Here is a 26,118-nt window from a genome sequence, read left to right as displayed (position 1 = left end):
CTAAACCAAAAACGTTATACCTACCTATCAACTCATAATAAACATTGAGTTTAATAGAGATGATAGGGTTAGGGATTTTCCTGGGATATGTAGAGTGATTATAGACATTGGGAGGGGGAGGGGCACCTTATGCAACTATGCCCCTTAGTAAGAATAATTTAATTTGCTTTGAATTGAAGTACTTTATTTTTTCGGTCATTCTTATTCTTGGGGGAGGTAAACTCCATAGTCAACTGCTCACCCTTCTTAGCAGATTCCATAAATTCTTGAGTATCTGGACGCCAGAGTCCATACTTTTCTACAACAAGCTTAAATTCCTCTAGATCATGACTACACAGTCTGAAGACCGGCCTTCCATCATTTGGTGAATTTCGTGGAGAACCATTTTTATCAACTGAGGCCTCAATGTGGCATAATTCATGAAAAATCAACGCTTCCTTCTGCTGATCAGTAAGATGTTCCCACATACGCTTGTTAACCAATATCAAAACCTCAGCACCCATTTCAAAACGCTCATACATGCTTAATATCTTCGTTTTCGCATAGATGAGTTTACCCCGTGTATACCAGGTACCTGTTCTGAACCTGGTAACAATTTTTGCAACACTAAGAATCTTGAAATCTTTCTCCTGTTCAATAAGCTTCTTCACCACTACATCAATCTCTTCAGATAAAGTGAATGTTGCACCCATTGATGATCCCTCCTCCTAAACAATTAGAATAAAGTGTGTTACACCCTTTAAACAAAAAAAGGCAGCATCACATAAAGTGAGCTGCCTTTAATCATCTTTTATTGAGAAGGACCACCTTTGTGTGTCCTTGATTCTATGTATCATTTCCCATTAATGTGCTCCTAAGTTCAAATCACACTAGCTAATGCAGCTGAATTGAATCTTAGATCAATCAAATCCATATTCTCATGAATCAATGCTTTTATTGCTTTTCTTCTAAGATCATCATCCTGAACATTACCGAACAAATAAGCATCGATAATTTCAAAGTTTTTATCAATTTGTTCCTGCTTGTCTAACTTATCTTGCGTAGTCATACTTCTTCCCCCAAGTGGTCAATTAGTCATTAATGGATTGTTTATACAAACTGCGGTAAAGATTTGCCATGGCTACAAATTCCAAGACATTTTTCCCATGCCGATGTTACTGTTACAAAGCGTCCTTAAAATCTGTGACAGCAGCGGGATAGTATTCTGTCGATTCACGAGCCAATCATGAATCACCTTCTCTTTCGTAAAGTCGTCCATAGAAGGATTAATGATAGAGCTGATAGTACCACTTACAACTTGGTCCAAATATTGGGTTTTCTCTGGAGTCTCAAAGTATGTAATTTTGCATTCATTCTGATAAGTGGGAACCATACGTTTGCCAACTCCAATAGAATCATATAAATCGATGTTTATCTCCAATGTATGAGACTGTAGTGCTTCATTTTAATGCTTCTGTTAACTGTTCATCAGAAAAAATAATCTTAACTGAAGTGGATTTTGCAGATGCAACTGAGCTTAACAGTGAACCACACAGTATAGCTAAAACAATCATAGTGATCCATCTTACATCTTTTTGCTTGATCTTTAAATTCCTTCCTCTAGAGTAATTTTGTGGATTTGATTATATAAAAAAGAACCGAATCCCATTGGAATTCAGTTCTTTAGAATCCATATTAGTTTTTTTAAGATAGGCTGCCTTTCATACATCAAAGGTGTAGGGAGAAATAGGAACTCAAAGAATTTCAACTAATCTCCTGTACTCTTGAAGTAGTATCTTCACCATCAACAATCAAAGTGGTGTTCATACTGATTAGACAATTTCGTAAACTAAGTAACTAGATTTACGTCCTATTCAGATTCTATAATGTACGCCATCGTTGATAAAACGTTCGCGGGTAGCATCTGAAATTGTCATAACGTTAATGTAATTCATGTAATACATAGTATCATATTACGCCTTACACTGCATCATAAATCATATAGACAATTTCTTATGCTTTGAACGCCGGTTACTGTTCTTTATCGGGGGTTGTCGTCAACTGCTCTACTCTTTCACCAGTTTCAGATATAAGGTTTCTTAGATCTGTTAGTGAAATCCAGAACCCAAATGGACCCTCATTTATACGAATACCAAAAATTCCATGATCTTGATGTTGTACTAACCAAGGTAGCAATTCATGAGTAGGAATCTTAACATAGTGGAGCTGTACACTCTCTTGAAAGATCAAAGGAGCGTTTGCTTCAAGTTGTGGATAGCTGGTATAAACATACATCCAATTTTTATTATCCTCCTCACCAAAGAAAGGAACTTCTTTGTTACCAGGACTCATAAGAAGAAACATTTCTTCTAGACGCTGTACTTCAGAAACAAGCTGTACAAATGCTTTATCGGTCTGTTGCTGATTTGCTTTTTCCACCAAAATATTAAAATCCATAAAACACACTACCCTTCATTCAGAATATAATGCGATATATTGTGAGTAAATTCACAATGTTAATGTGGGGGTTAATCTTTTGATTCTATCTGATCTATCAGATCTGACTTCAGAACAATTTCATACTCAAAGTGGGGATAATGTTTAAATTCATCCTGCAGGTCCTGCATAAACCCCTTACGTATCAAAAGTAAAACCTTCTTTCCTTCCCTCTTATATTCATGAGAAGTGTATAGAGATAATCTTCTACGTACACCAGTGCTGTTGTGCAAATTTTCACAAACATACTTTATCTCGCCGTTATGGACCACTGTATATGGAAAGGCTCCTTTCTCGACATGCCGCACCGCCCCATACTTCTGATAGAGAGCTACCCTCTGTTCTTCAGTGCCAATTGTTTTGAGAACGATCAGTGCATCATCATAAGGAAGCAGACTTACACTGGAACGAATTCGAGTCTCTTCATATTTGAGCGCACGCTCAAAGTTTGTAAATGCATCAGGAGTTGAGCAAAGCACCAGGTAGTACTTTATTGAGAAGTTCTTTTTAATTTCTGACATAACCTTCGCTATCGTCTTTTCTTCAGGATCAGCTGTGAGAAGATATACTCCATACTCTCTTTGGTCGGGAGCTACAATGCACCCTTGAATGAGACTGTTTCGATCCAGTTCATATATGTTCTTCACTTGTCTGCTGTCCCACATTTCGAAACCGTAGGCTTTCAATTGAACATAAATCTCGTTGACCAGATTCGCGTAAATCATCCGGTAACCTGACAGCTGCAGATCTTTAGCAAAAGTCGTCTTGTCTACAATGCCTTTGCTCTTCAGTGTCTCCATTCCTTTAGCCGTCAAGAAGTAAGAATGGGTCTCTCTCTTTCCGTTCTTCACGACAGGCTTTGCCATGATGTACCCATCCCGCTTCAAGTAAGACATTCTTTGCCAACAGTAATCCCTCGTCTTATTGGTACTGAAAAACAACCTGTAAATCTGCGGTGTTGTGAACGTCCTAAACCGATATAGAGCATGCAGAATATTTTGATCTCTTTCCGTGAGGTTTTTGATTTTCACCACCTCAGCCTCCCTTCTTTTGTGACCTTTGGCTGCTAGAGATACCTAAACCTGTGGATTTGATTAGCTCACCCAAAAAGCAGCTGTTCAAGGCCAAAGGGCCGTGTACTTACTTCACACGTTAAATTCAAGGAGGGATAGCACCCCTGCTTTCAGCAGGGATACTCCCCTCCTTTTTCCTTTCTTTGTTCACCTGATACTACAACCGCAAACTTATTGTAAACACGGGGATTTCAAGTCATTTTTCATATCAGGACAAGTATCCCTCGATTCAAGCATGTAATTACAAGCATAGAAGCCATATCCCATAAGGTTAAATTGAAGAATACTGAGTATCTTTTAGTATCAGTACAACGGTATCAGTACTATGCCGAATAATCGAAGACATAGTACTGATATCAATTATCCTGTTCAGTACTGATACAGTATTTTTGAATGTAGCTAAATAATTCAATTGAATAACAGTGTTCGCTGATAAAGATTTCCGTGTGGGGATTGCCTTGATCGTACTCTCCTGATTCACATACGGACATGTTCTGCCAATTATCATCCTTGATTACCAAAGCAGCGCGGAGAGCATCAAAAACATACTTCCGTTCACGATTATCGAAATCTCGAATAACTCTATCCGAGAAAAATTGAATTATATATATAAAGGCTTTTTTATACGAATACCTGGCAGGTAAAGAAGAGCTGAGATCAAAAAACAACCTATTGTAATACTCTTTGGATTCTCTAATTTGTTTTCTAACCACTCTTTTATCTCTCTGTTCCACTTGATAATGTGGAAGGATACCAGGTAATGAGAAGTGCAAAATATAACTCTGTTGGTCCAGTGTTTCTATAACTCGAACGTTTCCCATTTGCTCAGGAACAAATCCATGAAGAAGCTTCATTTCCCCTCCCACTCCAATGCCGCATTTAGTGCGGCAGTATAAGCATATTGCAATCAGGATTGTGTCTATATTGCGGTAATTACTGAGGCTTTTACTGCTTCTGTTATTGAAGCCCAAACTGCGGCAGTAAAACCCGTTTACAAATTAGAGAAAGGATCGTCTGAATTCTTCGGGTCAGGCTCTGTTCTCTCATTCGAATTAAGCAATGCTTCTAGATCGTCAACTTCTGAACCATCTGAAATATTATAGCTTTGGAGCATCGTTAATGCTTCATCAGTTGCTTCTACTGTTCGCACCAGTTTTTTTGAACTTTCCACGATATCTAACACTCTTTTAGGAAGTGATAAACCTGCAAAAACAGAATATATATGCAGCTGGTTAATAGCTTTATCGCCATATGTTGCAACAGGACGCTCATTAGCGTATGGTGCATATTCCATCATTTGTTTCTCCAAGGTGTTTATCATGCCTAATGTGAACATCCGTTTTGCTCCTGCAGGACTGGCCAATAGACTAAGGGCACATCGATCTGCATTCTCCAATTTGTAACCACCACTTAATACTCCTCTCTCAATTGATTGTTTCATAAGCGCCAGATATGTGCCTTGATTCTCTGCATCTACATCAGATTCATACAATACTGTTTTTCCGATCATGATAATTCCGGAGGTTTGCAACATTTTTAGCCACTCCGAAATATCGAAGTGATATGGTCCCGTTGGATTATAGTTACTGGTAACCATATTGATATCATGAAGTAACTCAGCAATGTACTCATTCGTGCTTTTTAGGAAATCCTCAACATTTCCTTTTGAATTCTTCTGCAAATAATCTTCAAATAGTTGTTGATTATCAACTAATAGAATAGAGCCTAGTCCTTTCATGGCCTTAGCTATTAGTTGCAGTCTTCGTATAGCATTATCTAAAACGACTTTACCTTCTTGATCTCGAGGTAAAGTGAGAACTAATCCGAATCTCCCTTTAAAACCATTGGCATGTAAAACTCTTGCCGCTTCAATTACTGCACCGGTTCCAGTACCCCCTCCTAATCCTACAACCAAGAATATAAAATCCCGGTCAGAAAATAATTGCTGCACCTTACTGATGAGATCCTCTTTATGTGTGAGAAATGCTTCTTCGCCCACTTGAATATCTCTGGCAGCGCCTTTCTCAAAACCACGTAAGATGTACTTTGTGGCCGTTGAGCAATGTGGGATTTTATTCATATCGACTTCATTTGTATTAACTAAGAGCGCGGTGTACGGTTGCATGTTATTTTTGACGTTCATTCGAATATTGGCACAAGCGTTAGCTATTGATGTACCACCAAGTCCAAATCCCCAAAAACCATATTTCAGTCCTAAATCACCCATATTAATTCACTCCGCTTCTTTGATTTTCACGAAACTTAATGATTTCATTGCCCAATAAAGTCAGTTGATATAGCCTCGCTTGGCCCACTTTTTCTACAGCAATTAAACCAGCCCCTTCTAATTTAGCTGTGAAGATATCGAGCGTATATCTTGAAGAGATAAGTGACTTCTCCTTTGTCTCGAAATATCTCTTGTTTGTCTGATCTCTTAGATTGGTTTTACTAACCGGTTTCCCAGCCACCTTTAATGTAGCTAACATCCATAAACCAGTTTCTTCAATGTTGTTTAATAAAACTGTGAGAATTTCTTCACGATTCATCGAGCGGCTCCCTTCTTTGAATTTTGATTTATCAAAGGATCTGCCTTCACCTAATAAAAAAAGCAGAGAGTCGTAGATTACGAACTCTCTGCTTTATACCGGCGATGTTTTTTTATGTAAAATATGAGGCGTATTCCAGTTCCAAAGAACTTAACTCGCCTCAATGAACTAACTCTTCATTCATTGAACGACATATAATTTAAGGTTGATATTCATGAGATGAGCCCATCTTTAGAAGCCTTTTCTTGAAGTTGCAGCTTATTGCAAAATGCCAAAAAATCATCAACTGTTTCCGGTTTGACACTAATACTCAATGTAATTGTACTTCCTTGTTTGCTTACAGTCATATATTTGTACATTCTGCACACATTGATGATAAATGTGTTTGCCGTAGTTATTGGGCCTGAGACTTCATAACTTTTCGTCATTTCAATAGAGCGGATTTCTCCATCATGTGTTTTAAGCTTGTAATCGCTCTCCCACTCATTTAATAGGTTCTGCAGGTGTTTTGGTGTAAAAGCAGTGATTTTGTTCACCAGGTTAATCCTCCAATCAATTTTAATTAACGTAAATGGTCACTCAATATGCGTGTGACCTTATCTTCATCTGCCGGCTTATTCCAAAGAACGTAATAAAGAATCTGAAGATCTCTGTTCTGAACTACCAACCGTCCATCCAGTAACGCTGAAGCTTTAAGAAGCTTCAGACTCGCTTTAAGTCTCCTATCCGAAGGATATATTCTCGCTTTAAATAACTGGGTACGGATTAGAACAATCGCATCGATAATCTCATCTGGAATTATTACAAATTCAGAATTCATTCTCAACTTATTCAAATCAATAAGGGAGATTGAATCATAACTTTCTTCATGCATATGTTTACTTGTTAGCATATCCTTCAAAGCATCTGGAAAAATTACGTATCCAACTTTTATCCGTATCAAAAAACGATCATACAACGCATGGTTCTGTTCCTCATCGTGAAGTTCATTCGTTGCTCCAAACAAACTAATCAATGGCACTTTAACTCGCTCACTCATCTGAAGAATAGTTCTTTCGTTAATAACATCCAGCAAGCTATTCAACGTTTCCCCTTTAGCTCTTAGGATCTCATCCAATATCGCCATATGAGCCTCTGGAAGCTTACCCACTGTCTTTCGTCTCAATTGACCTTTAGTGTATAGACTTTCTTCGTAAGGGCCTAAGATTTCGTCTGGAGTCGTATCATAATTCATACTCCATTTAAATATGTTTAGTTCACGAAAACATTGAAATAATCTTTCCAGAACAGAGCTTTTTGCTGTACCTGGAGGTCCTATCAATAACATGTGTTCACCGGCAATCACACTCACTAACGCACAGCGGATAAGTGATTCTCGTTCATAATATTCTGACTGCAAACGAGTCCTAATACGTTCCAACTGTTTAAAGTAATTCTGATTAAAATCTATTTCCACGTATTTCACCCGCTTCATAAGGATTTCTCTGCTGCATCTGTTCCCAGAAGATCTGATCTTTAGATAGTGGCTGAGGTTCATGAATTGAAATAGATATCTGTTCAATGACCCACTTAACAAGTTGCGATTTACCCTCGATCCCGAGCTTGTTATATATGGTCCGCTGATGTTTTCTAATAGCTTCTTCACTAAGGTGAAGTGTATTTGCGATTTCTTTTTTCTCTTTCCCCTGTAATAGCATCCACAACACAGTGCGTTGCTTTTCCCTTAAATCGCATCGATACATCGTTACTTCCAATGTTTTTAGTATCGCCTCAGAACTTGACATAGAATATCGCCTCCTTATATATATACAGAAAAAAAGACAGTACCTTGTAATGCAGGTGACTGTCTGATACAAGATAAAAATAAAACAGAAGAGTGATAAAACACTCTTCTGCCAAGGTAGTAAATCTATTAAAAGGAGATCGAACACTTCTATCGGGTGGTTGGTGTTCCCGATGAATTGATTATACATCATTGATGTAAATCATGCAATACACAAACTCAAAAACATTTAGTATATCTGCGAACTCTTCTGCTGATTGGCCAACAATGTGAGTACAGTCGAGTCACCCATCGCTTTATTCATTTTTTCACCAAATATCCCAAATGCCTTTAAATGATACTTACTTGATATTTGAAACTGGACGTTACCTGGTGCTTTAACAACTCCCTCAGTCCGATAAATGATCCACTTATCTTTATCGAAACCCATCTTTTCCATCTTCGATGTTACTTCTTGTTCTACCGTGTCTGTCCATCCCCCACTTGATGCCATTCGTTCAACAGCGAAATCCGTTAGTTGATTCGCTTTCCACTGCCATTGCCCATAAGTTATGATATCCGGAGTGAAAAATAGGAAGAAGGCCAGAAGCGGTATCCATAGCAGTTTCTCTGGTGATTGCATGAGTTAACCTTCCTTTCTCATTTTGCTTGTCATTAAATAAAAAAATCGATCCGCGCTTACAGATCGATTTCTCCATTGAATTTATCCCATGCCTTTCATTTGAGCCATAAAGTTGATAACGATAATGGCTAGAGGTACAGCTAAAACAAAAGCGAACATCCCCGTACTAATAAGTTGTAGTTTCGCAGGGCGCTCTTTAATTATTTTTCTGTTGTTCTGTACACGAATTTCCCTCATGAGTTTGGTTTGCGATTTGAATATTTCTTCTGCCTCTTCTTTGCTCATCTGAATAGCCTGTTTCATAGCAAATACGAATCGTTTGATAGACGAAGTTCCTACGCTTTCAGCAAATCGTTCTAACGCCCTGGACTCCGACATCAGGTCCATGTCCTTTGATAAACGAGTACAATCAAGCTCAAGCCCATCTGGGGCATGCTCACAGGCTAATTTGATAGCTGCATAGGGAGTTAATCCAGCAGAAAACAGTAATATGAGGTGATCAATGAAGTCAGGCAATTTTTCTTGTGCTAATCTCTCTTTGAATGCCAACTCTTTTTTCAAGCGAGATACCGGATAACGATAAAAGTAGAATCCTACACCAATTGCTAGAAAGAAAAAAGGCGCCGAATTCGTAAGTATTGCGAAGAATGTAAATCCTACAAACGCAAGGCCTCCAAACATGAGTTGTTGACCAGCGATATCTTCAGGTCGCTCTTTCCAACCTAGACGATACAGTTGTTTTTCCAAAGCAGAATGTTGTTCTGTTGAAAGCTTAACTCTGCTACGAGCAGCCACCTCTAATGATCCCGCTACCTTTTTCCACATAGCCTGATTATTATCCGCAATATAGGCGTATGCCCGATACGATCTGCCCGTCGCCAAAAGCGTTGTTAGACTCACATATAGTAATAAAAAGAAGATTGCACCAATAATGATATAGATCAAGTTAATTACACTCCGTTCTGTTTAAATTCGAGTCATCTGATTTACTTTTGGGAAAGACCAAAGGATGTACACGATTAATGCGATGAGTAACCCTTGACCCAAAGGAAGATCCATGAGTTGTTTATACTGCTCTGCTTGAGCAAATCTAAAAAACAGCACCATACCAATAGCTATTATAACGTTAGTTCTATGAGCCTGACGCTGCTGAATCAACTCCGCTTTTGCTTCTTCCTTCAAGAGACGATTACTTTGGATGACATCCGCGATCTGCTTCATTGTAGGAGAAGCGTCTCCGCCGTTTCTCTCAACAACGATTAAAACATCAGAGAACATTTTGAATTCCTTGACAGGAATCGATTTTTGCATGTCCTTGAGCAAATCTGGCAGCATGATACCGGTATAATAATCATCCACGAGTTTTTTCCATTTCTCTTTAACTGGGCCCTCCAAGCTTTCAGTAGCTTTGTCCATGGAAGTTGTCAAATTCTGTGTAATGGAATAACCCGCGCTTACCGCTTGGACCAGGACTTCTATTTGTTCCTCTGTGAAATCCTCGTAGTTCTGTTTTTTATTATTCAATACAAACCAAGGAGCCCACAGCCCAGCATACGCTCCACAAATCATTGCAATCGGAGACTCCATTAGTACTCCAAATCCGACACCTAAAAGCAGACACCCATAAAGATAAAGGGGCGCTTTCGCCCCGACGTCCCAATTAATGTTGTCCGCTTCAATTTCATAGGTATTAGCTGAAAGGTAACGCGTGAATCTGAATCGCTTTGAAGCTACAGTCTGTTGTGTCTTTTTTTGGATTTCTTCTTCATTCTCTGACTTAATCATGCTCCAAGAGCGGTACTTTTTCTTTGGCAAGAGATAAAGTAGTAAGAAGATCAACAAGACGAACATGATAACAAATGAGCCGAAGTATACAATATTTGATAAATCCATGATGTACCCCTTTCTTTAAATGGCTGTCAAATTGAAGTCGTTTTTCGTCCATTTTTTCAGTTCTGACCGTGGGACACCACGTGTGATCATCTTCTTCATTAGTTTGGTAGATATTGTACAATCTTCACCCACGCTATGTTTCCCAATGAACTTCAGCTTTCCATCACTTTTAGCCTCTACATCTGCCACTTCATATTTATACAAGTGATTGACAATAGGTTCATCGTTTTCATAACCGAGCAACTCAACAACTTCTGTAATATGACGACTTCCATCTGCCAGTTTCTCCACAAAGTAAATAATATCTATCGCAGTACTCACCATTTTTCCGATGATGTTTGGTGCTAATGGTAAACCGTTCCGAAGAATCATCTGTACAATACGGGTGACAGCATCTTTTGCAGAATTGGCGTGAAGTGAACTCAAACCACCGTCATGACCCGTATTGAAAATTTCAATTAAATCGAGTGCTTCCTGTGAACGAATTTCACCTACAATTATTCGATATGGATACATTCGAAGAGAGGATTTTAACAATCCACCCAAGTCAATTGTGGTATCTTTATTGCCGGTAAATCTACATTCCAGACTTACGATATGTTTTTTAGGATATAGAACCTTGAGTCGAAGTTCCTCTGTATCCTCAATGGTCAGTGTTCTTTCATGATCAGGGATCTCTTCACATAAACGCTTAATAAATGTTGTTTTACCTGATCCGGTACTACCAACAACTAAAATATTCGCCCCACCACGAATAGCCAATTGAGAGAACTTAAACATCTCCTCCGTAAGCAGCCCATTTTGAATCATCTTCTCTGCCGATAGGTTAATAGGAGGATATTTTCGTATCGTGATGGTTGTACCATTTCTTGAGATTGGTGGTATCACGATATTCAACCGTACGTCAGACAACCTTGTATCACAGATTGGGGAAGCTTCATTAATCGTCGCATTAGAAAAGTTGAGCATTTTTCGTGCTATGGATAGTACGTGTTCTTCATCATTGAACTTGATATCCGTAAGGCGTATGCCATTGTGATCTTCCACGTATACTTCACTATCACCATTAATCATAATTTCCATGATTGTGTTGTCGTTCATGACGCCATCAATAGGTCCTAGCCCTACTATCTCATCTACGAGATCCTTCGCTTGCTCCTTGAGTCCCTTACTGTGATCTTTTAACTGTTCATTCTCCATAAGGAATTTACGGGCCGCTTTTTCCATTTCATTTCGTATTTCACGATTGTAAAATGCTCTGGAAAGTTCGTTGCCGAAAGATAATGAAAGTTTATCTCGAACTACATTTAAGGCATCTGCCGATACCATGGAATCAATAGATAGCCCATGTTTTGACTCAGTTGCGCCGGTCGGATTATTTACGCCTTCATAGTATTCTTCTTGAGAGATAAAAAAACTAGGAGGATCGCTCACTATGCCCTCTTTTGGTTCATTTGCGGTGTTCTCTGTTGAATTCACTGAATTTATAACGTGTTGCATAATATCCTTTGCAGGACTCACCAAATCCGTACCTGTAGCCATTTTTATTTGCTCCTCTCTCAACTTGTGACTCTGTCATTTATATAGAAAAGAAAAAAGCCCACGATCGATGCATCGTGGGCTTGAATTAAAGTTTTATCTGGAGAATAATCTTTTAAGTCCCTTTTTGTTTCCATCATTGGTTTGTTGCTGATTTTTTTTCTTTTTAAAACCGATAGTATCCACGAAACTATTCACTACGGAATTGTACTTCTCTCCACCGCCTGGAATAAGATCCAACGATTTTTCCGTAATGGTTGGATCATCCGGTAATGACTTCCACACGGGTTGTCCAAGAATTTTCTCCACGGCCGGTGCCAAACCTGGCGCACGATTCAGAATGATTTTCAATCCTCTCTGGTCTCCATTGTTACTAAGCATCCGCTTAATTTCTTGACCTGTATACACGCTGTGCGCTACATGCCCATCAACGAAAATTAAAAGCTCACTGGCAAGCTTCAGACTTACACCTGTAACCGGCATAAGCATTTCACTTGGAATATCCAAGTAAATAGCTTCGAATCCTAATTCACTTAATTGTTCGATTATGAAATAAGGCATATCCTTACTCATGGGCAATGAATGCGCCTGGAAACGATCCATAAATTGAGAAGGTGCAAATAGATACAAATCTTCTGGGAGTTCTGAAATGACACTTACCAGACCAGGATGTGAGGAAGCCATGTCTTGCATCCAGAGTTTTGAATTCACTAGATAATCTCGAATATCACGAAGCTTATTCGATTCTTTACTCTTTGCCAACCATGTTTCCAGATTACGGGTCCGATGACTCATACCAAGTGAAATAGAGGTTGAAGCGTGTAATACATCTAATTCCACTAAGGCAGTCTTCACTCCCCTTCTTGCACTTTCTACTGCGGCTGCGTTCAAGAAGGTATTAACACCCATCCCGCTTTCGCATGACCACCCTACAATTACCTTATTGTTCGTCTTCGCAAAAGATATGTTTACGGTATCGTCCATAATTTCAGTCGTCATTAGTTTTTCTCTCCCTCTGGTTGAATAGCAGATAGTGATTCAACTTGTTTTGTTTCTGTATCAGATGTGCTTTTGGTTTTATTGATGTACTGATCGAGATCCAATTGTTTGGACTTAATGTAAGGCTTGATGTCGTAGACACCTGTTACACCTAACTCCGGAAGTCCCGCTTCACGATTATCGTTGTGGGGTACCAAAATGATGGTTCCATCCCTGAATGCGGTAGACAACGATGCATTTAATATCTGCAGCTGATCATCATCCACTGCCAGTTGAACGACTGTCGGATACAACTCTTTTTTCGGAGCTGTAGTCTGACCTTGTGCATTCACTGTGTTGGTGTTATTTTTCGCCACAATATCTTCAGCTTTTTTATTCTTAGCACTCAGGACCGTAACACCTTCGTACATTTTACCGATAACCCACTTCGAATCTGCTCCATCTGTTTCTACGGCGCTGAACCAAATATCAATGTCAGTATCAGGTAGGACATTACCTGCAGAAGATTCGAGTAGATTCACACTTCCGGTCCAAAGAGATTGACCATCTTTCAGTTTCATACGGGCTGCATCCATCAACTCGTCTTGTGAAACAATTTTGGATTGGAAGAAATAACTGTTTTGAGCCAGTCCGTATTGATCAAGCGTGTATTTACCCACTAGATCTTTTTTGTTTGTGATAATGCCTGGCGGCAGGCCTTTCAAGGGGAGTTCCATACTTGTCACCATACTATCCAAGATTTCTGTATGTGCCGGGATATCCTGACTTGCGAAATAGACCGTGGTCGGCCTTAATTCATTACTCACGCGATACTCACTGATTCCTACGAATCCAATTACGACCAATGCTGAAATCATTACAGCAGCTATCCTACGTTTATTCATGAAACGTCTAACCTCCAATAATTAGTTTGTTTTTTTATCCCAAATAAAGACAACGCGATGTCTTGGATAATGCCAGATGTTAACCTTGTCGCTTTTGAGCATCTTCATCGATAACGATTCTACAGGTGTGCCCATCTGAACAGCTGCATATGGGGCCAATCGATTAATTTGATATATACCGGTGTAAGAACTCATCATCGCTTTTGTTCCTGCATTCAGCTCGCCGTATATTCCAAATTGTTGATCAAACTGTTGGATATCGATTCTTGGTAAATGCTTTGTTCGTATTCCACCCTCTTCCACCGATCGCATCATTGCCGTTTGTGTCGTGTTGCGTGTGGAACTTTGCATTTTCACTTTCTGTGTTCCTATACTGATGTAATCAATAGTGAAGTAAGCAAACAGCGTAAAAACAATGAGAAACATCAACATCTTGGGTGAAGTAGACATCCGGATCTCCTCCTTTCTTTCTCCATCATGGATAGAAGACCAAAAGGGTGACAGAGACGGCCATGGTGATCATCACTGCACCTGGTAGTACCCGCATCGATGTGTTGTTTAGATCTGGTTCAGCAGCAAATAGGCCTAATCCAAACTTTCTTAAAATGAACCCAAAGGAATGACTGAATAGTGTTTTAAGTACTTTGGTTAAACCATGTTTCTTTCCAAAGCGGTAGACATCAATACTAAATAGAATCAGCGCTAATGAGCCTATAAAAAGAAGAACTACATTCCGGTAATGTCCACCTACTACTCCCTCACTACCAATGAGCGCAAATAATGATACGCCTACCCCATTAATCATCATCATCTTGGTATCGCCCGGCGCTGTTGAACCTACATGTTCCAAAATCAATCCGATCGCGAGCATTCCAAAGAAACCACAAATCAGCACCCAAACTATCGTTGTCGGAAACTGCCACATGATTAAAGCAAAGAAGATAATCATGAATAGCAGATGCCATAGGTTTTTAGTAATTCGCCACCGGACATCACAATACATATTAAATGCGTTGTATATGCCAATTAATATTGCGGTGATAACTAGCATTTATGAGCCTCCTTCTCATATCGTTGTACCTTCATATAAATAGAAAAAACCTCCGCTTTCGCGAAGGCTTTACTGCAACAATTTAGTTTGGCCAATTGATGGTATTTTCCGAAAAATTAACCCAATCCGCCAAACGTTTCAATGTTTCTACAGATCCGACCCATGGTTTCGTTGCACCGGTCGGGAATAGTTGTGAAGGGAATGGATCTTCCGGCATCACCTGACGCACATAAAAGTCATTCATCAAATTATCAGAAACAGTAAATTGAATATTGATACATTGTGTTAGGTTATTTACTCCGGATGCATATAGATCTACACCGATGTTATAGGTCCCATCAGGCATAGCAAGTGACGCATAGTACGCACGGCCGCCTGGATAGTAATAGTTGTCCTGTTCGGGATTTCTCGATCCAGGATTTCCTCCCTCATTATAAATGACCTCGTCACCATGCTTAGCTACCCAAGCGAGTGGTATTCCCCATTGGACCTGATTCGTAGAGGAAGATAATTTTACTAACTCAATATCCTCGATCGTACCGTCTGCTTTAGGGAAATGAGCTACTGCCCGGTAAATGTTACCTGTTCTACCGCGGTCCTCCGTGTACTTGGAGTCAATTACAAAATTGAATCCCTGTCCAGCTTTAATGGTCGTGCTGTTACTCCGGACAAGCGGTACATCGGTTCCATTGATTTCATCTGCATTCTCTTGAACAAATGTTCCGGATAAAGCTTTATTGAAATTGGAGTTGAAATATTCATAATAATAACCTGTTTCATATCGTGCGCAATACGAGTATGAGTTACCGTTACTGTCGTAGCCTGTTCCATACCTCGCACAATATTCATAAGTGCCTGAAATGTCGGAGGTATGATTCGTTACTTTGCACGTACCGTTGGTAGCCCGACCGTATATGGTGAATCCTGCACTGAGTTGATTATCCTGATACGTTTTTTCGCCTTGTGATGGCGGTAGATTGATGGTAGCGACCAAGTTATAATTCCCTAAGTCTCGTCCACCCGTATTCCAGCTCAACATGAGGGTTTTGCTCTCTCCTGGTTTAGAGAAGGTGACTTGCTGCGTACCAACAAGTGTATCCTTTCCACTCGCATCAACGAGGAAGAGCTTCACAGCGAACGTCTTTGCCTCCATCGGATCACCGGGAAGATTCTCACGGCCAACCTCGACGCGAGTGGTCACATTTTGGCTCTGAGTAGCTGTACCGGAGCTTACACTCTTAACGAATAGATTCAGTGTTTTCTCCTTCAAGTCGTAAACTTTTTCAATCTTGTTATCTATCCACGGATCTAAGCCTCCTTCGCGATATTCATTGGAAGGTCGATTGTGACCACTATTTATCTCTGCTTTGATCGTGAGCTTATCTCCCTCTGGAACACTCGTAACTTTCAAGTCGGTTATCCACTTCTTCTCCCGTGGTGCAAGAGTTATAGAGCTAATCCGTTCTTTGGCCACTCCATTAACAGACCAATCTAAATACGTGTTCGTGATTGTTTCTGTATAGCTTTCGTTTTCAACGAGTACCTGGAACCTTGCAATCTGTCCAGGTTGTGGCTTTGATGGTGTTACGCGGATCTCAGTTGCTCGTAAGTTCACTGAACCGGTACCCACTTTATATTGGGCCCTATTGTTCTCCCAATCCGACTCATTTGGTGGATTATCTTTGTACCCGTTGATATTGAAAATGAGTACATCCGGATGATTAGGATATTTCACTTCGATGTTAAGCTTTCTCCGCTCACCGGCTTTAAAGTTTGCAATCGGAACTTTCTGCACTGCAGTTGTTGAGTTCCAACGCCATAATAAGTAGGTACTCGCGATATCATTGGTACCGTTATTCAGCACGTCAATCGATACCGACGCTGTACTTCCGGCCGGCTGAGGAGCTGCGGGCGTAATCGAAATACTATTCGGGTCAACCGCCAGATCCGGATCAGACACACCCAGTTTAAAGTTTTGGACGGCAATTCGATCATATCCATCACTCACCACGAGTGTATAATCTCTAACTGTACCATCCGCTTTGGTTATTTTTTTAATGTCCGTTACCGGGATCGATGTATTGTAACTGAACGTTTGTTTACCACCTGTACTGATTTCTTTGTAAACATTCTTGGCAAAACTATCAAACCGCGTAGCATCTTTATTTCCGGACGCTGCCGTAGTTTTATTGATTTCAGCCATAATCTGTTCTTGTGAGAATTTCCCTTCCACAAACCACAGCTTATGCTTATTCCCCCAATAGGAAGACGTCGTGGTGCTGATTCGCAGCATTCCTTTAGCTGAGCTCACCGTCTGTCTTTCTGCAGTTCCTTCAGCACCATAGATGGTGAAAATCTTTGGCCATGGTGTGGTAGAATAGGTTGTTTTAAAAGACGGGAAAGTTACTCCTCGATTTACACTGGTAGTTGGCGCTTGAGCCACCATGTCCGTAGTCATATTTAATCCACCACCTGAGAGAGCAATCAGTGATGGTAATCGATACCACGTGTTGTTGGGGGTCGGAGCTCCAACAAAATATCGATTACTCGCCTTCAGATAATAATTACTTTCATCGGACCCTTCTTTTAGCTTGTTAATGATGTAGTCCGGATTACCATTCGCCCATTCTGACACCATTTTAATCGGTCCGTACGATACGCCATTTTCAGTCAATGGAATAAGGTTATATCCTTCCCTTTTATTAAAGTCATCCTTTGCATCTTCTTCTATAATGTTAAAGGTGATTACCCCTTTATAGTCTCCTCCGGGGGTAGCATCACTCCAAGCTTTTGTCGCAAGATCTCTGAAGCGTATATCTGACCATAATGCGTATGACTGACGTTGGGCATATTCTAACTCTGGCCTTCCAGGTCCACTTGGAGTCAAATCTCCAGTTAGTCTGACAGTTGTTTCTCGGGTATATGGATAGAATTGCTTTCCATAAGATGGAGGAGTTGCAGCTGCAAAGACTCTCCACCCTACAAATACAAGCATTACGACAACTAAAAGAAGCGTGGCCATAACGGCCCGCTTCTTAAAATTAAATCTCTTATTTATTTTGGAATCACTCATGAATGTTTAGCCCCCCAAATCACATCACCATTCGCCATAATAGTAATTCCTTGCTTTGCGGTTGATCCTACATACATCGAAATACCAATACCATCTTTGATATCAACTGTTTTAGTTTCTCCTCCACTTACTTTTAAACTATAAGCAGAGCCATCAACCCCATCTAGATAAACCGTATACCCTTTAGGGATCGTCTTAGGCACAGTGAATGTTGCTTTACCACTCTTGATAACAACACTACTCAAAAAATCTTTGATATATGATTCACTTACTGCGTCTTTTGGCATAAATCCAATCGCTCTTGCTACGTCAGGTGATGCATCTGCCTTTTTCAATTCTTTAAGAGTTACATCACCACTTGAACTATTCTCACCAGGCAGCGCAGAAATATCTTTTGGATCGGATGGTTTTGTTGGACGCTCCTTCACCTCTGTCACACCTTTATCCATCAGATTTTTAATGAACTGAACTGCTTCTGATCTCTTAAGCAAAGATGAACCCTGATAACCCGAAACTGAAGGAGATGAACCTCTACCTTCAGCTAGTCCCTTTGTGAGCATATATCGAATTGCATTATCTCCGGAGTAATTCACCCCTACTGCACCGGTAACGATCTCAGCAACGCGAGTCCGATTGATTTTGGTACTTGCTGCTTTGGTATCCCCGTATCCCTTAATCGCCCAGTTATGATTCTTTGCATATTCATAGTAACCTGAAGCCCAGTATGTATCTTCACTCTCTTGAACACCTTCAAAAGCGTTGATGAACATCGTGATGAATTCGGCTTCTGTGACATTTTGGTCAGGTTTAAACGTATTATCTTGATAACCTTGGATGATATTCCGTTCTACGCCCCATGAGATTGTATCTTGGGCCCAATAATTAGCTGGAATGTCTGTGAACTTACTATCTGCAAACGATGTAGCTATTACTGTAAGCACCGTGAAACCAATAATCATTTTTCGATACATTTTCGATTTAGAGTTAGTTTTCAACTAGTATCCCTCCTAATATTTAATCAACACTGAATCTTAAACACATATTCAATGTATCATGACTTCATTGAATCACAACTTTCAGAATGATAATGCGTTAGTCAAGTAAATAATCATCTCTCTATAGACTCCTGTTTCTAGCGACCAAAAAAGCGTTAAACAAACGCTCATCAATAAGAATGATTTTTTGAAAATCTCATAATTATTGTCTTGGGAAAAAGCTAAAAATGCAGTTATTAGCCATAAACAACAGATAACATTATAGAAACCTGGAAGAATTAGAATTGTAGTCACTCGATATATCAGATTGTTAGCTGCAAACTGGATGTCCCAAGCATATCTAGTAAATGCGGAGATAAAGTAATTAAAAACTTTATAATTGTTAAGCTTATCGCAATACTGCTAACTGACTTTAATAGTATATATTTTTTTCATTTTTTTGTTTTGAGCTATCTTCCATCAGTCTCTACCTCTCTACTATGTATTATCGTCAGAGTACCAGGATCACTAAGGTATGGTTCGGCCACATCATTATTATGATAGGGCATCGGTCCAATACCATACAAAGTCTTTATAAGCCCCTGTTTCTAATCCCCAAAATAGCGTAAAGCAAACTCCCATTTGAAAGACTGACATGCAGACATCAACCATAATCCACAGATCACACTATAGAAAATCGGCTGACTTACAAAGGTAATCGTTAGATACAAAAGCTCGTATACCCCTATATGAGAGGTACTGAACTGTTGTTTCATCTCCGGAAATAATGTAATCAGAAGCTTCATAGCTGTTACATAAATTGCAAAACTACTAATCGATATCAAAAATATATGTTTTCTTTCAGGCTCCTGTGTTGCTTCCTGTATAGTATTGTCTTCCATGAACCTCTCCCTCTCTGCATATATATCGTCGATGTGAGAAGCATGATGAACACTATCCCTGTCTGTTTCTGTCAAAAAAAATAAAGCACAATCTCTTTTTTAATGAGATCATACTTTATTTGCAGCAACAACACATCATCATGGTTCTCACGGGGGCATAATTGAATTATATATCAATAATGTAAATCATGCAATACATTGTTTGAATTAAATACTTCATTTTTATTTCTGATTGATTTGTATTAAATACCTGTCAAACTAATTTCATTGCTTAATCAAATGAAAAAGCGACCCACATAATATGTAGGTCACCTTTCATTTCTGTGTTACTCACAAGAATTATAATACCCCACATTTGTAAATCTTGCAATACATATATTCAGAAAATTTCCCAAAAAAACAACACCGATCATAGAACAATTACTGCTCACTATTTCTTCAACTAGGTACTGATGCACACATTATACTTAGTAGTCTTTCACTATTTCACGTAGGCATGCTTCTTAAGAGTTAGAGTGGGAATCTAAAGTTATCTCGTTATCCAAATCCCCTGTACAAAAAAAGTCTTTACCTTCTTGAGCAATTCCTAACTTGTATCTCAATGCGAATATATATCCTACATCATTCCCAAATGAAATCCAATCCGTTAGAGAACTTATGATCTTTTTCAATATACTCGACCTCCCCCAGCCTACTTTAATTAATGAGCCGTACACTTCATTTGCTGAGACACTTTTATAGAATGTCCCATTCTTTCATACTTAAGCATACTCTAATCTACGAGGAAATCCTAACCTACTGTTGCAAGTGGTCTAGAAATACTTCCATATATTCACTGCTCCATAAACATCCCAGCATAGAATACTGATATTAGCTGTCACCATAACAAATTTTAATTTTGAAAGTGAATCATAGTCAATATCAGTAAGATCGGTGAACTTTTCGATTATATCCATTACAATTTTAGGAAAAAGTAATGCAATAGTTGTTAAAACACTCGCAAAGATGCTTATCAACATGTAAATAAGTGCAGACTTAGCTGTATTAACTAATTGCGCTGATTTTTTTTGTATTTCCTCCGCATTTATATGTATTTCATTGAGGCCATTATTTGCAGTTGTGTTTTCTAAAGGCTCGAACATACTATCAAACAGACTCTCTACTCCTTGAGCAATGGATGGTGCTGCTTGACCTGAGCTATTAGCACCTTGCGTTAATCGGGCGTGTTCAGAAGAAGCCCAAGTTGAAATACACACATTAATGATGAAAATAAGAATAAAATAACTAACTGCACAGTAAACTGACCAGTGAATATTTCTCATATATTATCCCCCCTAAGTCTATTATCGGCATAGGGGAGTGCTTCAAGTTAGATCCCATCACGGTTACTTAACAGTTTTAATAGAGAGTATGACAAAACATTGCTTGCCTTTGTATTTCGTAGGCCGCCATCTATAACCTCTCTGACTCAGGTACGAGTTCTAAAGGTAATGAAAAATACAGCGAGGATGAGAGTAGCGTTGCTTACAGCAAAAAAAACTAAAAAATGATCCTTGAAATTAAGATACAATTCAATTCATTTAGCATCTTAATTATTGTTTAAGCCCGAGAGCTTTCAAATCTCTTATTCTTTGAAGTTCCTCTTCAAGCAACTTATTAACAACTTCTGTCGTACCTGGGTCGTGCAGTACTTGAGTTATATATCCATTCCAATGCTTCGGATTAACAGTAGCATTTTGCAACTTAGGATAAAAACTCAATTTGGAATCAATTTTCACAGATTTACTATTGTCACTAAAGTTTACTTCGAACAAAGGATATGGGTACCTACTCTGTCTTATTCCAAGATTAAAGAGCGTCAAATTACGTTCTTTAGGTAACCATTCTAAGAGATGACGGTACTCTGAGATTTTAATCGGTCTATCTAGAATTTCTACCCCCTTCTTTTGATGGATCAGTTCTTTATTTGAATTAAGGATCTGCATGTCCATTATCTGAATGTCTATTTTCAGATTCTCCTCAATAACAAAGACGCCTTTTCCATTAGCAGATGGCCACATGAACCATTCTCGGATTCTATCGATGTTATCTTTTAAAAGTTTCGCAGATTCTTTTTTTAAAATTCCCATTGGATTAGGGTACATCTTATCTACATTATCTATCTTTTCATCACTGAAGTAATAAGCCATCCATTTTGGGATAAGATTACCCACATCTGAAACAAATCTAATAAAAATACTCTCTTCTTCATCGATGGATTCTAGTTTATATACATACTTAATTGAGTCATTTTGATCTGGTCCCTTATATTTATCAGTAGTGCGGAGTGTTTCTGAATAAACATATTGTTTCTCATCATAAGACAAAGTAATGTTGTGATTGTTGATCATCATTTATAGGTCTCTCCTAGTTCTCATTTTTTCAATATCTGACTACTGTACATCTCATTCTTGATCGAAGAACCACTACACCAGTTCAATAGATAATGGACTGAATTAAATATCCTTAACAATTGCTATAAGTCATCGGTTTCAGTTGATGTATTGATTGTAATGAATAAGAAGTCTATTTCAGTACATATATCTTTCAATACATTATAGGACGGCAACCCAAGTTGCGTTTGGTAAGACGGATGAGCATGCATGTTTCTAAGTTCTCTTATGATATCGTACCTAGCCTTCCGCTCTAAATCAATAATTTCTCTCTTTAGCAATCTATCAATCATGGCTGACAGCGTCAGGCGACTGCTACCACTATAATTCGATCCATAAATCTCCTTATGAACATAAGAAACAGACGCCTCAAATGCTTTAAAAGCATGCTCCATTGAAAGTGTTAAAAAACTCCAATACAAATACCCGTATGTAAAAAGAGCTTTAGATACCTCTATTATTTCTTTGATGTCAGAAGAAACGTTGGCATTCAGTTCAATATCATCAATGAGTTTGATTAAATCTTTCTCCGTAATTTTTTGTGTTTCTCCAGTCTCATGGTTAACCATGCCAAAAATATTGAAAGGTTCATCAGCATTATAATAATTTTCAATCGTTATTTTCTTCATATCCCTACCCCCTTAATCAAATTGATTTTCATTTTTATATTTAATAATATCGGTAACGCTTCTATTGGTAATTACCTTTAAAAAGATTCAGGTATATACTTATGTTATCTAACATTAATACTGCAGATAGAAATTTACCTACTTGGAGTGAAGATACTTGATTGAACAAGCGAAGGTTCCCCTCTCGATATCTCATAGTGATATAGCAGAAGAATGGATTGTAGAAAAAAACAAACGAATATCACCAAGCGATGTAACTGCCGATTCTCATAGAAGAGCATGGTGGGTATGTGAGTTTGGCCATGTAGAATTTAATCCCGTTAGGATCAGGGTCCGTGATGCTGGCTGCGCCAAGTGTAAGAGTTCACGCTGGAAAAAAGAAATGGAACAGAAAAGAATGCAGAGATTCGAATTCGAAGACTCTTTCAAAGACCTTGAGCATCATCCGGAAATGAAACTTAAGGATATTTTAAAAATAAATAATGCGATTGAACAAGATATTGAGATACTTGTGAGTCCAAAAGTAGAAGCAAGAATATATAACAGTTTAAAACGTATGAATATACACACAATTGATGAGCTCCTAGAGTTTAACTACGATGGACTATGTCGTGTAAGAAACCTGGGTGATGGCTCGATCAGGAAGTTGTATGAAAAATTAAAAGATTATACTACTGAACGTGGTAATCAACTGTAACCACGTACTTCTGAAGAACAGATGTAAATATGAAATAAGAACTCTTGACTACTCCAATAATTCAAAAGTCAAAACTAATCTGAAACTATTGTTCGGTATCTGCCACGTTGAAGCTATTAAGGAACGCTGGGTCGTTAGCATATATCTGTTCTTCAGATGCTTTAAAAATGAGATAGTTATATTTTTGGACTTCGCTTTCCTCAATATCTATTGACTCATTTTCTAGAGGGCCCCCCTTCTTTACGAGTAGAGCTATTGTTGATGATATCGGATAGTATAATTCCATCTCATTAGTCTGTTCTTCACTATCGTATTCCGCCTTTGTATTCCTCAGTATAATTTCATTTTGACGTGCAAGTACATCCGTCTCTTCTTTTCTTAGTCTTGATTCGTTTCCATCTTCGTTGAATGAATTTGAATTCTACGTGGCTATTTTCGCATTTAGTACAATATCTCTTGGTTCCACCTTTTATCTCCAAAATATCTTTCAAGTACCAACTATCCAAATCTACCGCTTGGTGAAAACTCTTAACCCAGTTTGTCCTATCAATTCGTTTTGATACAATTTTACATTTTATTTTATCAAAAGCGGGCTTATTATTTTTAGAGCCGTGATGTGGAACTGTGATTATCATACCACTCTTAAAATTAGCTTTTTCTACTTCTTTACCATCCAAGTTAGAATCTGCAGTAAGTAAGATCGGAGGTGTTTTTTTATTCTTCCAATTAGTACTAAAAACTAGACAACGCCGGTTCGTCGTAGACAGATTAAATTGAGATACTAATTGCAATAAAAATTCAGTAGAACTTTTAAATCTTTTAATTTGAAGAACCTCTTTAGAGTTTAAAGGAATCAGAGGATCATTTTTATGTATTCTTAGAGGGGCTTCTTCTTGGTATTCGAACCAACGGATTAAAATGCCTTTATTTAACGCTAAAGCTGCAATATTAACTATATTTTTATAATGTCCAATAATCTCGCTTACTAGGTTCGAGACATCCTTAGATAGGTTAGAAAACCCTATATCAGATAGACCAAGATTCATGAGTGTTAGCGCACTATACACCATTTCTATATTTTCTATTTCAATATGTTTATAGTCTTCAAAATAGCATTCCTCTTCTTCTTTTCCAGCCTCTACTTTACTTGAAATATATTCTTCCAAATATTCTATAGTAGGTACTTCCTCCCGTTTCTCACTCTCAAAACCTCGTACTAACGAGTCTAACTCAAGAAAGGTTTTAATTATATCAGGTGTATTTTTAAAGTATCCATATAAATCTCCCCATTCTGCCGGAAGCCACACCTCGTCACAATGATATCTACTCAAAAATGCATGTATTCCCCTAGAATGATCGCTATCTTGATGTGTACAAACAACTACATTCACTTTGTCACGCCTTACTACGTTCTTAAAATGATCTGTTATTGCTCTTCCTTCACCCCCATCAACAAGAACTGTCTTCTTACGCTTATTTACCATTGTTTCGATATAAAAGGATTCCCCGCTACTTAACTTGAATGCAATAAACTTAGACAACAGATAGCAACCTCCAATGTGTGAAATACCATCATAATATTCTTCATCTCTCATTAAGTCCCCCATTAATACTTATATATATGAAAGACGAACAAGAGTCCGCATTCTCAAAATTACAATTAAGTTGTATGTCACTTACTCATCACTTCTTTTACATACTTCTCTGCCTTGTAATCCTTACGCACTTCATGTAACGTGTTGCTATTCGCTTCTGACCAGGATTCAAGTATCATCCTCGGTTCACCTTCAATGATTTCACGGGCTTCGTAAATATCACCGGCTCGAAAAGCCTCAATCACGTTAATCAAGTCTCTTCGATCAATCAATTTCACATAGTTGATGCCGGCTAATGTCTCACAAGAATCTGTAAACTTGCTTGTAGCAATTACGATGGCTTTCTTAGCCTTGTAATACCTCATGCAAGAAAAGACCTCTTGTACAGCGCTAATTCCTACTGGATGCTCAACTGAATATCGCTTTGCTTGAATGACATTTCTAACACCTTCCCGATCAGTGAAAACCACATCAGCTCCAAAGTCGCGACTACCAATCGTCTTATAGACCCCTGAATAGCCCAACTCTATTAACAATCTGTACAAATACATCTCAAAGCCAGATCCATCCTCCATCCTGTCTATATCAGCTATAGTTACTGATTTTAAATCGTAATCCTCCTCATTGAATATGGCTGATCGCTTTTGTTTACGCTTTAAACTCAATAACAACAATAAAAGCGCAAAAATCACGACAATGATTGATACTAAAATAATATAGTCCATTAGGGCTACCTCCACTACAAACTAGTCTGATAATACCATATATTCCATGGGAATAAATCAATTTATTGGAGTTTTAAGGGATAACCCAGTCTCATAACTCTAGCTATATGTAGAAACATAGACCTTCATGATTTAGTGAATTCACGTCCAATTATAATTTTTTTAAAAACTGGTTGTTAAATTACTGAGTTAATTACCTTCATATATGAGAGACGAAAATAGTGGC

28 protein-coding genes are annotated in these 26,118 nt (G+C 38.5%); 1 reads left to right on the top strand and 27 read right to left on the bottom strand.

Translation table 11 applies throughout. The features are described from left to right. Nucleotides 1–158: 158 nt before the first annotated feature. From CRO25_RS25470 to CRO25_RS25350, 24 genes are all read right to left on the bottom strand, one after another. A complete protein-coding gene (locus CRO25_RS25470; RefSeq protein ID WP_079696903.1) occupies nt 159–692 on the bottom strand; it encodes a putative metallopeptidase in 534 nt (177 codons plus the stop codon). Nucleotides 693–859: 167 nt separating this feature from the next. Next, nucleotides 860–1,048: a hypothetical protein gene (locus CRO25_RS25465; RefSeq protein ID WP_079696902.1), complete on the bottom strand. Its 189-nt coding sequence runs from the start codon at nt 1,046–1,048 to the stop codon at nt 860–862. A gap of 962 nt (nt 1,049–2,010) precedes the next feature. After that, entirely contained in the window at nt 2,011–2,436 is a 426-nt protein-coding gene (locus CRO25_RS25455) for a hypothetical protein (RefSeq protein ID WP_079696900.1), read from the bottom strand. Between the two features lie 71 nt (nt 2,437–2,507). Continuing rightward, the gene (locus CRO25_RS25450) at nt 2,508–3,506 is read right to left on the bottom strand and encodes a replication-relaxation family protein (RefSeq protein ID WP_177031273.1); all 999 of its coding nucleotides are present in this window, start codon (nt 3,504–3,506) and stop codon (nt 2,508–2,510) included. Between the two features lie 398 nt (nt 3,507–3,904). Continuing rightward, nucleotides 3,905–4,402, bottom strand: a complete 498-nt coding sequence (locus CRO25_RS25445) for a hypothetical protein (RefSeq protein WP_079696898.1) — start codon at nt 4,400–4,402, stop codon at nt 3,905–3,907. Between the two features lie 137 nt (nt 4,403–4,539). Next, complete coding sequence (locus tag CRO25_RS25440; protein WP_079696897.1) at nt 4,540–5,775, bottom strand: hypothetical protein; 1,236 nt, start codon at nt 5,773–5,775, stop codon at nt 4,540–4,542. Nucleotide 5,776: 1 nt separating this feature from the next. Next, a complete protein-coding gene (locus CRO25_RS25435; protein WP_079696896.1) occupies nt 5,777–6,094 on the bottom strand; it encodes a hypothetical protein in 318 nt (105 codons plus the stop codon). 212 nt (nt 6,095–6,306) lie between these two features. Beyond that, complete coding sequence (locus CRO25_RS25430) at nt 6,307–6,630, bottom strand: hypothetical protein (protein WP_079696895.1); 324 nt, start codon at nt 6,628–6,630, stop codon at nt 6,307–6,309. A 26-nt stretch (nt 6,631–6,656) separates the two neighbouring features. Then, nucleotides 6,657–7,550 (bottom strand): AAA family ATPase, encoded by an 894-nt coding sequence (locus CRO25_RS25425; RefSeq protein WP_090810948.1) that lies wholly within the window; start codon nt 7,548–7,550, stop codon nt 6,657–6,659. Beyond that, complete coding sequence (locus CRO25_RS33535; protein WP_179132261.1) at nt 7,534–7,878, bottom strand: response regulator transcription factor; 345 nt, start codon at nt 7,876–7,878, stop codon at nt 7,534–7,536. Before CRO25_RS33535 ends, CRO25_RS25425 begins: the two co-directional genes overlap by 17 nt. 228 nt (nt 7,879–8,106) lie before the next feature. Then, the gene (locus CRO25_RS25415) at nt 8,107–8,499 is read right to left on the bottom strand and encodes a hypothetical protein (protein WP_079696892.1); all 393 of its coding nucleotides are present in this window, start codon (nt 8,497–8,499) and stop codon (nt 8,107–8,109) included. Nucleotides 8,500–8,580: 81 nt separating this feature from the next. Next, entirely contained in the window at nt 8,581–9,444 is an 864-nt protein-coding gene (locus CRO25_RS25410) for a type II secretion system F family protein (protein WP_079696891.1), read from the bottom strand. A 21-nt stretch (nt 9,445–9,465) separates the two neighbouring features. Continuing rightward, nucleotides 9,466–10,392: a type II secretion system F family protein gene (locus CRO25_RS25405; protein WP_079696890.1), complete on the bottom strand. Its 927-nt coding sequence runs from the start codon at nt 10,390–10,392 to the stop codon at nt 9,466–9,468. Nucleotides 10,393–10,407: 15 nt separating this feature from the next. Continuing rightward, nucleotides 10,408–11,934: a CpaF family protein gene (locus tag CRO25_RS25400; protein WP_079696889.1), complete on the bottom strand. Its 1,527-nt coding sequence runs from the start codon at nt 11,932–11,934 to the stop codon at nt 10,408–10,410. 93 nt (nt 11,935–12,027) lie between these two features. After that, nucleotides 12,028–12,930, bottom strand: coding sequence for a hypothetical protein (locus CRO25_RS25395; RefSeq protein WP_079696888.1), 903 nt, complete (start codon nt 12,928–12,930; stop codon nt 12,028–12,030). After that, entirely contained in the window at nt 12,930–13,814 is an 885-nt protein-coding gene (locus CRO25_RS25390) for an SAF domain-containing protein (protein ID WP_079696887.1), read from the bottom strand. The genes CRO25_RS25395 and CRO25_RS25390 overlap by 1 nt, the downstream gene beginning before the upstream one ends. A 21-nt stretch (nt 13,815–13,835) precedes the next feature. After that, nucleotides 13,836–14,264 (bottom strand): hypothetical protein, encoded by a 429-nt coding sequence (locus CRO25_RS25385; RefSeq protein ID WP_079696886.1) that lies wholly within the window; start codon nt 14,262–14,264, stop codon nt 13,836–13,838. A 25-nt stretch (nt 14,265–14,289) separates the two neighbouring features. Further along, nucleotides 14,290–14,865, bottom strand: coding sequence for a hypothetical protein (locus CRO25_RS25380; protein WP_079696885.1), 576 nt, complete (start codon nt 14,863–14,865; stop codon nt 14,290–14,292). 82 nt (nt 14,866–14,947) lie between these two features. Further along, nucleotides 14,948–17,938: a hypothetical protein gene (locus tag CRO25_RS25375; protein ID WP_079696884.1), complete on the bottom strand. Its 2,991-nt coding sequence runs from the start codon at nt 17,936–17,938 to the stop codon at nt 14,948–14,950. Continuing rightward, nucleotides 17,935–18,933: an S-layer homology domain-containing protein gene (locus CRO25_RS25370; protein ID WP_079696883.1), complete on the bottom strand. Its 999-nt coding sequence runs from the start codon at nt 18,931–18,933 to the stop codon at nt 17,935–17,937. The genes CRO25_RS25375 and CRO25_RS25370 overlap by 4 nt, the downstream gene beginning before the upstream one ends. 587 nt (nt 18,934–19,520) lie before the next feature. Then, nucleotides 19,521–19,814: a hypothetical protein gene (locus tag CRO25_RS25365; RefSeq protein ID WP_079696882.1), complete on the bottom strand. Its 294-nt coding sequence runs from the start codon at nt 19,812–19,814 to the stop codon at nt 19,521–19,523. An 812-nt stretch (nt 19,815–20,626) separates the two neighbouring features. Then, nucleotides 20,627–21,136: a hypothetical protein gene (locus CRO25_RS25360; RefSeq protein WP_079696881.1), complete on the bottom strand. Its 510-nt coding sequence runs from the start codon at nt 21,134–21,136 to the stop codon at nt 20,627–20,629. Nucleotides 21,137–21,406: 270 nt separating this feature from the next. After that, nucleotides 21,407–22,207, bottom strand: a complete 801-nt coding sequence (locus tag CRO25_RS25355) for a hypothetical protein (protein ID WP_079696880.1) — start codon at nt 22,205–22,207, stop codon at nt 21,407–21,409. A gap of 122 nt (nt 22,208–22,329) precedes the next feature. Then, complete coding sequence (locus CRO25_RS25350; RefSeq protein ID WP_079696879.1) at nt 22,330–22,875, bottom strand: hypothetical protein; 546 nt, start codon at nt 22,873–22,875, stop codon at nt 22,330–22,332. A 157-nt stretch (nt 22,876–23,032) separates the two neighbouring features. On the opposite strand from CRO25_RS25350, the gene CRO25_RS25345 reads away from it, so the two are divergent. Beyond that, the gene (locus CRO25_RS25345; RefSeq protein WP_079696878.1) at nt 23,033–23,572 is read left to right on the top strand and encodes a zinc-ribbon domain-containing protein; all 540 of its coding nucleotides are present in this window, start codon (nt 23,033–23,035) and stop codon (nt 23,570–23,572) included. An 85-nt stretch (nt 23,573–23,657) separates the two neighbouring features. Here CRO25_RS25345 and CRO25_RS25340 read toward each other — a convergent pair whose 3' ends face one another. The 3 genes from CRO25_RS25340 to CRO25_RS25330 form a co-directional block, all read right to left on the bottom strand. Then, nucleotides 23,658–23,858, bottom strand: a complete 201-nt coding sequence (locus CRO25_RS25340) for a hypothetical protein (RefSeq protein WP_079696877.1) — start codon at nt 23,856–23,858, stop codon at nt 23,658–23,660. 55 nt (nt 23,859–23,913) lie between these two features. Then, nucleotides 23,914–25,167: an MBL fold metallo-hydrolase gene (locus CRO25_RS25335; protein WP_079696876.1), complete on the bottom strand. Its 1,254-nt coding sequence runs from the start codon at nt 25,165–25,167 to the stop codon at nt 23,914–23,916. A 77-nt stretch (nt 25,168–25,244) separates the two neighbouring features. Further along, the gene (locus CRO25_RS25330) at nt 25,245–25,892 is read right to left on the bottom strand and encodes a restriction endonuclease (protein WP_079696875.1); all 648 of its coding nucleotides are present in this window, start codon (nt 25,890–25,892) and stop codon (nt 25,245–25,247) included. Nucleotides 25,893–26,118: the final 226 nt, after the last annotated feature.

It is taken from the genome of Paenibacillus sp. RU5M (genome assembly GCF_900221055.1).
Lineage (GTDB): Bacteria > Bacillota > Bacilli > Paenibacillales > Paenibacillaceae > Paenibacillus > Paenibacillus marchantiae.
Note: the sequence above shows the minus strand (reverse complement) of the source record. Positions and strands in the feature narration are given on the sequence as shown.